We start from the raw sequence: 8,735 nt of genomic DNA on the forward strand, positions 1-8,735 counted from the left end.
AAGCCGCCACCGCAGCACTACAGCGTGCAATGGAACGAGACCGATCTCGATTATCTGCTGCGCCGTCTGGAAGAGGACGGCGCCTTTTATTGGTTTAGCCATGAACAGGGCCGGCACAGGCTGGTGGTGGCCGACCACCAGATCGGCTGGCAGGACCCCTCCCCCTCCGCCGAGGGCGAGACGAAGGTGCGGCTGGCGCAGGGCTCGTCGGATCGCAATCACATCAATGAATGGATGCGCGACTACGCCTATGTCCCCGGCACGCGGGCCGGTGCGGACTGGAACTTCGAGACCCCTTCCCTGGTACCGCAGAATGTGACGCCGTCCCTGGTGCAGATGCCGGGGGCGGAGAAAAGCGAGCTTTACGAATACCCGGCCCGCATTGCTGACCCGAAGGCGGCGGAGCGGGCGGAGAAGTTCCGCACCCAGGCGAGCGAGGCCGATCATGAACGGGTCATGGGCCAGTCGACTGTGCGCTTTCTGGAGGCGGGCCGCAAGTTTACTCCCTATGAGGAGCCGCATCCGGAGCATCAATACGAGGAGTATGTTATCACCCGCATCCGCCATGAGGTGGTGGACCGGTCCTATGAGACGACCAGCAACGAGCCGGAATACCGCAATGGCTTCGAGGCGATCCCCTCGCGCGTGCCGCTGACGCCGCACCGGGAGACGAAGCGTCCGCGGCTGGAGGGCGCGCAGGTGGCCATCGTTGCCGGTCCGTCCGGCGAGGAGATCCACCCGGACAAATATGGCCGGATCAAGCTGTGGTTCCCCTGGGACCGGCGGGCACAGAAGGACGGCTCCGACACCTGCTGGGTACGGGTGGCGCAGAACTGGGCGGGCGGCCAGTGGGGCGGGCAGATCATTCCACGCATCGGCATGGAGGTGATGGTTGCCTATATCGACGGCGATCCCGACCGGCCGCTGGTGACCGGCGTGGTGCCAAACCCCAAGAACCCAGTGCCCTACGATCTGCCAGCCAACAAGACGCGGATGGTGCTGCGCTCCAACACCCACAAGGGCGACGGCTTCAACGAGATGACCTTCGAGGACGAAAACGGCAAGGAGAATATGTTCTTCCATGCCCAGAAGGATCAGACCACGCGGGTCCTGAATGACCGCACCAAGCGCATCGACCGGCATGAGGTCGCCTCTATCGGCGGCAACCGCGCTGTCGAAGTCGCGGGCAACCAGAAGCATGAGATCGGCGGTTCGGTAAACACCGTCGTTGGCGGCACGGGACCGATGGCGATGCTGGCCATGGCGGGTGTGCAGGCGCTCTCTGGACAGACGGCGGGTCTTCTTGCGCAGGCGGGTCAGATTGCCGGTGGCGGCGGACCGGGCCTTGCGGCATTTGCCACCACACTTGCTTCCTCTGCCCTGGGTTTCCTGGGGGCAGGCGGACTTTCTGCCCGTGAAGGTGTGGTTTCCGGCCCAAGCCCCAGGGCGGATGCCGGAACGGCACTGGCCGGGTCCGGCACAGGTGTCGGAACCGATGCCTCAAGCCTCTTTCCCATGCCTGGCATCATGAACACCATCGTCAGTGCTTTCAAATCCGACAGTATCGGCATTGCCCGCGCCGAGCAGATCGGCGTCAGCAAGGTCACCAATGTCGGGCAGACACAAGTCACCAACGTCGGCAAGGAGCAGCGCACGACCGTTGGGACGACGATCAATGTCGAAGTCGGCAAGCTCTACAATATCGTCTCCGGCGAGAAATATCACGGGGAGGCAAAAGTCTGGGAAGTCTATGCCGATGATACCATTCTGCTTTCCACCAAGGGCGGCTATATCGAGCTTAACAATAGTGGCATCCGTATTCACGGCCTGAAGATCGATATCGAAGGTAATCAGATCAACTTCAAGAAAGGTGGTCCAGGAGAAGGCGCGTCATGCCTCCGGAATATGTCCAAATCCTCAACCCCGTTCGTGAGAGGGTAAAGCATGACCGACAATGCCGGTCTGAAGGCGATCATTCTCCAGGCTCAAGCGCCCGTTTTTGCCGTTCTGGACGGGGCACAATTCGATGATCTTCCCCGTAGTCTGTTTGCTGCCGACTTTATTCATAAGCCGCTCTATCTGGATCGTGGGAACGGAACGGCCGACCAGTTGCGAACCGCTCCACAACTGGTCTGGCTCGATCGGGACTGGCACGACGCTGACAAGGACAACACCGGTCAACCGCGCCCAACGAGCGAAAAAATGCTGGACCGTTTGCTCGACCTCATGGGGGAACGTCACGCAGCTGTGTTCTGGTTCTGCGAAGCAGGCGGAGATGTGCTGTTTCGCCATCTGAGAACCATCAACATGATCCTGCTACCAACTTCCGTCGATATGGATCGCGGCAAGGCCTATGAGCCCAATCCTTTATCTCAGACATCAGACGATGCGCAGGATGCCGATTACGAGATGGTTCTGTTCCGCCATGCAGATTCCAATGTCATGGCGCAGGTGCTGCCCAGTCTGACATATGCTCACCTGGCTCGGGTGCTTGGCCCTGCCCAGCAGATTCTTTATTCCGCGGATCCCGACTGGAGCGAAAAGCCCATGCGAGTAAGCCGTGCAGAAGATATGCCAGTACCGCCAGCCGGGCCACTAAAGCTTTCGGTGGAGGAAGTCAGAGCAATTGAAGGAAAACGTGAGGTTCGCTCGAGACGGAAAATCGCGACCTATTTGAGAAAGGTCGCACCTGAACAAACGACAGACATGAACGAGGAAGAGCTTTACCAATTTGTCTACGACGAAGAACGGAAAGTTAAAGCATTCGGAGTGCGCCGTGAAGACATGATAGGGCGCTGGGCCTTTATGCAAATTACCAGCAAAACCGATTTGTCCCATGATAAAAATGTTCGGACGGCAATGACCAATCCATCGCTTCCTGAAACACCGGATGAACGCATCAGAATCCTGTTCGACCTGCGTCTGCGGATGCTGCGGGAGAGCATCTGATGCCGCTTCTGTTGGGCATACCATTAGTTGAATGGCTTCTTGGTGGCACGGCGCTGGGTGCAGCAGGGTGGCTATATTACCGACCGGGCGGCACAAAAGACCAATTAGTCAATGCACTGAGTAAGCCTTCACCAGTGCAAATGAGCGAACACGCCGATGAAGCCGCAAGCACTGACCTTGATCAAGGTGTAGCCACTGACACGTGTTCAACCTGTTTCCCCCCAGAGTGCCTGGATGCTGTGGCAAAGGTAAAGGAGGCCCTCTACCGCAATAAGCGTTTACCTGGCGCAGATGGTGGCCAGCATGGTTATCTCAATCGTATGGTCGAACAGATGTGTGGCAAAAGCGGGCCAGGAACCGATAGCTGGAGAAATCATATAACCCAGCTTGTGGGCGAACAGAAGAAAATTAGCGACGGCATGAGAGATTTGCGTACGGCAAAGTGTCCCATTGAACAATTGCTCAGCCGCGACGAACGGCTAGCGATAAATAACATCGTGGGTGGAGGGAATGGCTGGTCGCCACAGACGATCCCTTGGAAGGGTCCAAATCATCCGGATTGTTTCAATTTCGGCGAGAAAATCAGTTCCGGTCGCCTGAGCGATTTCCTTAATGTTATCAGACCGCAATGAGCTAGAGGCATCATGTTCAATCCGAGTGATTACAAAGACGAGTTAGAACGAGCCTTGTACTGGGTCAGCTCTGATCAAGCGATGGAGTTTGATGATTACCTGAAGATGCCGATACGTAGTCGGAAAACCTTGCAGCAACACGCCAGGAATTATTATGAAATTGTCCGGAAAATATCTCCAGATAGTTCGATTTCAATACGCTTCGGACATTTTGATCGTTTCCTTGAACATATCCAAAAGGATGGAGAAGACCCGGACCGTCTGCTGCTCTGGTTGGGATCAATAGCAGAGTATAGTGGTGAAGATGGTCTCGGCGTCGGGGCGCTCATGACATGGGAAGATGGTTTTGTGCGCTGGTGTATTGGAAAAGCGCCACTGCCGGACGACGATGGTCTACGGCGTCTGATTGAAACCTATCATAATGAGGTTCACGAGCCCGAAAGGCAATTGAGCAAGCGTCGCAAAGCAGCGGGAGCCACATATATGGCCGGGCCGCAGAACCGTAGTGCCTGGGACCAATATTTGTGGGAGATTTTTTACAAGGAAGTCCATACCGACCCAAGCATGATGTTTTCGTCCGAAATTAACAACATGCTCCACCGCTGCTGGTGGCGGCGATATCGCCATACCGTCGGCACAGAACAGAAAGAAGCCCTGCTTGGCAAGCTCGCCGAGGATATCTCGTTGTACGGCGACCCTGAGACACAGAACTGGTCGCATGTCATGGATATAGACAGGGCTTTTGCTGTCGATCAAATGCCGGATTTCGATCTTTATAAGGCCGGAGCAGAAACCTCTAATTAAGATGATCGAAAACAGTTTTTGCCTTGAAAATCATAGATCCATACCGAGTTATCGCTCGAAAAATCGATAGATTTTGAAGGGGGAAGCCTTGGCAAACACGTCTGATTTGAAATCGGTTTTATTGAGTATCAGTCGGCCCGTTTTTGCCGTTCTGGACGGGGCACAATTCGATGATCTTCCCCGTAGTCTGTTTGCTGCCGACTTTATTCATAAGCCGCTCTATCTGGATCGTGGGAACGGAACGGCCGACCAGTTGCGAACCGCTCCACAACTGGTCTGGCTCGATCGGGACTGGCACGACGCTGACAAGGACAACACCGGTCAACCGCGCCCAACGAGCGAAAAAATGCTGGGCCGTTTGCTCGACCTCATTGGGGAACGTCACGCAGCTGTGTTCTGGTTCTGCGAAGCAGGCGGAGATGTGCTGTTTCGCCATCTGAGAACCATCAACATGATCCTGCTACCAACTTCAGTCGATATGGATCGCGGCAAGGCCTATGAGCGCAATCCTTTATCTCAGACATCGGACGATGCGCAGGATGCCGATCACGAGATGGTTCTGTTCCGTCATGCAGATTCCAATGTCATGGCGCAGGTGCTGCCCAGTCTGACATATGCTCACCTGGCTCGGGTGCTTGGCCCTGCCCAGCAGATTCTTTATTCCGCGGATCCCGACTGGAGCGAAAAGCCCATGCGAGTAAGCCGTGCAGAAGATATGCCAGTACCGCCAGCCGGGCCACTAAAGCTTTCGGTGGAGGAAGTCAGAGCAATCGAGACAAGGAGAAGCCTGGCAGCACGCCGCCGCAGGATTGCTTATCTGTGCGAAACCTGCCCTGCTGAAACACAAGGTGCGTCAAGGGAAGCTTTGGAGGAGCATCTGCGGATCAGTGAGGAAACAGGTAAACAGCTCGGCTTGGTCTCGGAAGGTGCTCACTGTCGATGGGCCTTTATCATGTGCAAAACGAGTGGTCGTGTTGCCAATTCCAAGGAAGCAATTGAATTCATCACTCGGAAAGGCAGCAGTCCCGATAAACAGGTTCAGCAACTTATGGTCGATGCGATGAATTGGATGAAAAAGCAATCTTCAGCGGGAATTCATCCATGAGCGGCTTTTTCGAGACATTATTTGGTGGCGGGGGCGCGATTCTTGGAGGCGTTGGCGGCGGTGTTGCTGGCGCGGCTACAGGCGCGGCTGTTGAAGGGGCGGCAGGTGCGGTAATCGGCGGTGTTGGCGGTTTGGCATTTGGAGGTGTTGGAGCCGGTCCCGGCGCCGCCGGAGGCGCATTGATTGGAGGTGGCTACGGTGCAACCGTTGGCGGTGTGACAGGTGCAGTCGGGGGTGCAGCTGGCGGATGGGCATTGGGTAGTGCTGCTGGAGCTAATATCGATAAACATATCTCTGATTGGTGGAATGCTGATAAAGCTGCTGACAAAGCCGATGCCACAACTGACACGACGGCTTGCAAGGACTGCCCTTGTTCCCGAATTGTAGTAATATCTCGGAGCGCTTCGCCTCAAGCCGCGCAACATATTGTAGATGCACAGGCGGCAGGCTATCCTAGTGTTCTTACGCTCGACAGGCCTGGAACTAGTACAAGAAGAACTGCATCGCTACGCGGCATTCCGACCATGCCAGGAATGGATAGAGATGAGTACCCGCCAGCGACTTTTGCCGAAGGGGGTGCCGGGTCTAGTGTACGGCATATATCACGAAGTGATAACAGAAGTGCAGGAGGCCAACTGGGCGCTCAGTTGAATGGTGTTCCAGAGGGTTGTAAGATAACGATGAAGGTAGGGCCTTGATATGATCGCGGAATTCCCAATCACCGTTCTTTACACGCAAGTGGTAGTTCACCTCCCCGGACTTCCTCGTCCAGGGCTACTATGGGATGATGAACATGTCGCGCAAGGTTTTGCGTGGTCTGAGGGAATAGTGAGTTTTGGAGTTCCTGATCATGACGGTGAATGCTTAATAAGGGTGGATATTGCAGATGCGATCAACGTGTCCGATGCCGCTGAATGGGCAGTTCAAACCCCCTTTGATGTCACTGCAACACCTGTAAAGATCGGTACAATCGGAAACTTGAAGGACGTAAACGTTCCCCCAGGCAAGTTTAACCTTATGTTTGAGGCCCTTCCGGGACAACCGGTTGGTGATTATGCGTTTGTGTTGAACCTCATTTTCGTGCGCACTGAGGAACCGGAGTTCAAGATTTTAAAAGCGGGTGATGAATTGACAACAGACAAGGTGCTTAGACGCGACGCGCAACATGGTTAGGAGTTTTTAATGGGATCGCCAGTCACCCTTAAGGGCCACATGCACAATTGCCCTATGGCGGATCCGAAGGCCCATATCGGCGGCCCGGTGGTTTCGACGCAACAATCTTTTGTAGCAGTTGAAGGTGTTCCGATTGCGACTGTTGGTGATACTTGCATTTGCATCGGTATCCCAACGGACGATAGGATTGCTGGAGGATCTTCTGTTGCTGCCATAAATGGCCGGAAGATTGCCCGGGTTGGCGATCGTTGCAATCATGGCGGAACGCTTGTGCAGGGAGTGTCTTGGATAACGTTCGAGTAGGGCTTCGCTCACGTTCATTGCTTTGTTCAGCTGGACGTCCGAATCTCATCCAGTGAGTTGGTCTGATAAATAGGCCACTACAAGATCATGCGACCTTCCCGAAATACGTCCATGCCCAAACTAGCTGAGACAGCAGAAAAGGATAAGTCCAGGCATCGCTTCCACGACGAAGCGATGTATGCCATCCATCGGCTGGATGTCGACAGGCACAAACAGAATGCCTGGATGGTGAACCTGTCTCGCGGCGGCAGGCCGATCCGGATGACCTTCAGCGACAGCACGTATGGCGGCAAGGATCAGGCACTGGAAGTGGCGCAGGCTTATCGGGATGCGGTTCTCAGGGTAGTTCCTCCCTTGACCCACAAGGACATGCGGATGCTGGTACGCAAGAACCGCCCGGAAGGAAGTGCAATACCAGGTGTTTATTACCAAGAAGCGCGTGGGGTCCGCAAATCCGGCAGCTGGATTGCGCGCATTGAAATGCCTCTCGATAATTCGAAGCCGGTCATTCCAGGAAAGCGGCGCCGAAAGGCTCTGACGCGCACATTCAGCGTTGATAAATACGGCTATGAAGAAGCGCAGCGCTTGGCGGAAGAAGAGCGTATTCGGATGGTGCTGGCGGTCGAGAACGGTGAAGATCCGGCATTGCGAAGTCCGCAGGCCCTTACCCTGCATGAAAAGCTGAAGCATCGTGGGAGCGATAATTAGCTGGACCTGCGCTGACCGGAAGGCATGAGGGAGGCAGCTGAAAGAAAGGGAACCCATGACCCTGCCATTTCCTGCCCGCCCACTTCACGGCCGGTATGAGGGTGCGGCCTCCGTGTCTTAGCTCTTGAAGAGATACGAACGTTCGGCGCGATGGAAAAGCGACCTCGACGGGCGTTTAAAACGACGAACTTTTGACTGGGTCGGGTTTACAAACGGAGTCATGACCAGATGGGCGGTGATCCGATAGACGCCTTGAGCCTCTCTGTGAACACTCGAACCTTCGCCGATGGCTCCTGGAGCGCCCGCAGGAGGTGGATGCCCGGAGGCTTGTCGTTCCATGGCTCGTCGTCCAGCCGAATGCGGATCAGTTCGCCTGCCTTGATTGACGGTCCTGACACCCAGGCCGGAAGAAGGGCGATCCCCATTCCAGCAATCGCTGCGCTGTTCAACGCCTCGAAATCGTCTGAGCGGAAGGCGACGCAGTCGCAGACCTTATCGCTGGCCGGGCTGGCCAGGACATCCGACCAGCCTAGCAGATCATTGCCGTGTAGTTTGTCGAGAAGTCTGTGCCTTCCCAGGTCCTCTGACGACTGTGGGAACCCCAAGCGCTCGAGATAATGTGTTTCGGCATGGAATATTGACCCCTCTGGCGGGGTGATCGGCGTCCAATTTTGACCCCCCTCCTGTTTCATCTGTCCGTTCGTCTCTTGAAGGCGAATGGAGGGGGAGTTGAAGCGAGTGGATACGATTGCACGTGTTCGTCGAGCCTTTCATGTTCAAGGCTGGTCGGTGAAGAGGATAGTCCGGGAACTGCATGTCTCCCGCAATACGGTTCGCAAGATATTACGGACCGATGAGACGGACTTTTCTTACGAAAGAGAGCGACAACCGTTACCGAAGACGGGTCGGTGGAAGGCCGAGATCGAGCGTTTCCTCGCTTCGAATGAAGGCAAGCCCTCTCGTGAACGCCTTACACTGATCCGGATTTACGAGGAGCTTCGGGCGCTGGGTTATGACGGCAGCTACGATGCTATCCGACGCTACGCGAAAGGATGGTCGAA

12 protein-coding genes are annotated in these 8,735 nt (G+C 55.5%); 10 read left to right on the top strand and 2 right to left on the bottom strand.

The window, feature by feature from the left end; translation table 11 throughout:
• From tssI to QO005_RS24050, 5 genes are all read left to right on the top strand, one after another.
• On the top strand, nt 1-1,941 hold a 1,941-nt coding region (gene tssI / locus QO005_RS24030), incomplete at its 5' end, for a type VI secretion system tip protein TssI/VgrG (protein WP_307160545.1).
• Nucleotides 1,942-1,944: 3 nt separating this feature from the next.
• Nucleotides 1,945-2,949, top strand: a complete 1,005-nt coding sequence (locus QO005_RS24035; RefSeq protein ID WP_307160546.1) for a DUF4123 domain-containing protein — start codon at nt 1,945-1,947, stop codon at nt 2,947-2,949.
• Nucleotides 2,949-3,581, top strand: coding sequence for a hypothetical protein (locus tag QO005_RS24040; RefSeq protein ID WP_307160547.1), 633 nt, complete (start codon nt 2,949-2,951; stop codon nt 3,579-3,581). The genes QO005_RS24035 and QO005_RS24040 overlap by 1 nt, the downstream gene beginning before the upstream one ends.
• A gap of 12 nt (nt 3,582-3,593) precedes the next feature.
• A complete protein-coding gene (locus QO005_RS24045) occupies nt 3,594-4,385 on the top strand; it encodes a hypothetical protein (protein ID WP_307160548.1) in 792 nt (263 codons plus the stop codon).
• Nucleotides 4,386-4,473: 88 nt separating this feature from the next.
• The gene (locus tag QO005_RS24050) at nt 4,474-5,490 is read left to right on the top strand and encodes a DUF4123 domain-containing protein (protein WP_307160549.1); all 1,017 of its coding nucleotides are present in this window, start codon (nt 4,474-4,476) and stop codon (nt 5,488-5,490) included.
• 17 nt (nt 5,491-5,507) lie between these two features.
• On the opposite strand, the gene QO005_RS24055 is transcribed toward QO005_RS24050, so the two are convergent.
• Nucleotides 5,508-5,780 carry a hypothetical protein gene (locus QO005_RS24055; protein ID WP_307160550.1) on the bottom strand — a complete coding sequence of 91 codons (273 nt, stop codon included), beginning with the start codon at nt 5,778-5,780 and terminating at the stop codon, nt 5,508-5,510.
• Between the two features lie 243 nt (nt 5,781-6,023).
• On the opposite strand from QO005_RS24055, the gene QO005_RS24270 reads away from it, so the two are divergent.
• The 4 genes from QO005_RS24270 (at nt 6,024) to QO005_RS24070 (ending at nt 7,674) form a co-directional block, all read left to right on the top strand.
• The gene (locus tag QO005_RS24270) at nt 6,024-6,188 is read left to right on the top strand and encodes a NucA/NucB deoxyribonuclease domain-containing protein (RefSeq protein ID WP_370878154.1); all 165 of its coding nucleotides are present in this window, start codon (nt 6,024-6,026) and stop codon (nt 6,186-6,188) included.
• A 1-nt stretch (nt 6,189) separates the two neighbouring features.
• Entirely contained in the window at nt 6,190-6,663 is a 474-nt protein-coding gene (gene comJ / locus QO005_RS24060) for a competence protein ComJ (RefSeq protein ID WP_307160551.1), read from the top strand.
• A gap of 54 nt (nt 6,664-6,717) precedes the next feature.
• Complete coding sequence (locus QO005_RS24065; RefSeq protein ID WP_307160555.1) at nt 6,718-6,966, top strand: PAAR domain-containing protein; 249 nt, start codon at nt 6,718-6,720, stop codon at nt 6,964-6,966.
• A 111-nt stretch (nt 6,967-7,077) separates the two neighbouring features.
• Nucleotides 7,078-7,674 carry an AP2/ERF family transcription factor gene (locus QO005_RS24070; RefSeq protein WP_307160552.1) on the top strand — a complete coding sequence of 199 codons (597 nt, stop codon included), beginning with the start codon at nt 7,078-7,080 and terminating at the stop codon, nt 7,672-7,674.
• Between the two features lie 218 nt (nt 7,675-7,892).
• On the opposite strand, the gene QO005_RS24075 is transcribed toward QO005_RS24070, so the two are convergent.
• The gene (locus tag QO005_RS24075; RefSeq protein ID WP_307160553.1) at nt 7,893-8,366 is read right to left on the bottom strand and encodes a LysR substrate-binding domain-containing protein; all 474 of its coding nucleotides are present in this window, start codon (nt 8,364-8,366) and stop codon (nt 7,893-7,895) included.
• Nucleotides 8,367-8,403: 37 nt separating this feature from the next.
• Between QO005_RS24075 and QO005_RS24080 the strand changes: the two genes are divergently transcribed.
• A partial coding sequence (locus QO005_RS24080) for a helix-turn-helix domain-containing protein (protein WP_307160554.1) occupies nt 8,404-8,735 on the top strand: 332 nt, incomplete at its 3' end.

It is taken from the genome of Allorhizobium paknamense (genome assembly GCF_030815125.1).
GTDB lineage: Bacteria > Pseudomonadota > Alphaproteobacteria > Rhizobiales > Rhizobiaceae > Allorhizobium > Allorhizobium paknamense.

Coding starts and splice junctions, on each gene's coding strand:
- comJ (WP_307160551.1), top strand. CDS start 6,190: ATGATCGCGGAATTCCCAATCACCGTTCTTTACACGCAAGTGGTAGTT.
- QO005_RS24270 (WP_370878154.1), top strand. CDS start 6,024: ATGGATAGAGATGAGTACCCGCCAGCGACTTTTGCCGAAGGGGGTGCC.
- QO005_RS24045 (WP_307160548.1), top strand. CDS start 3,594: ATGTTCAATCCGAGTGATTACAAAGACGAGTTAGAACGAGCCTTGTAC.
- QO005_RS24065 (WP_307160555.1), top strand. CDS start 6,718: ATGGCGGATCCGAAGGCCCATATCGGCGGCCCGGTGGTTTCGACGCAA.
- QO005_RS24040 (WP_307160547.1), top strand. CDS start 2,949: ATGCCGCTTCTGTTGGGCATACCATTAGTTGAATGGCTTCTTGGTGGC.
- QO005_RS24055 (WP_307160550.1), bottom strand. CDS start 5,780: ATGTTTATCGATATTAGCTCCAGCAGCACTACCCAATGCCCATCCGCC.
- QO005_RS24075 (WP_307160553.1), bottom strand. CDS start 8,366: ATGAAACAGGAGGGGGGTCAAAATTGGACGCCGATCACCCCGCCAGAG.
- QO005_RS24035 (WP_307160546.1), top strand. CDS start 1,945: ATGACCGACAATGCCGGTCTGAAGGCGATCATTCTCCAGGCTCAAGCG.
- QO005_RS24070 (WP_307160552.1), top strand. CDS start 7,078: ATGCCCAAACTAGCTGAGACAGCAGAAAAGGATAAGTCCAGGCATCGC.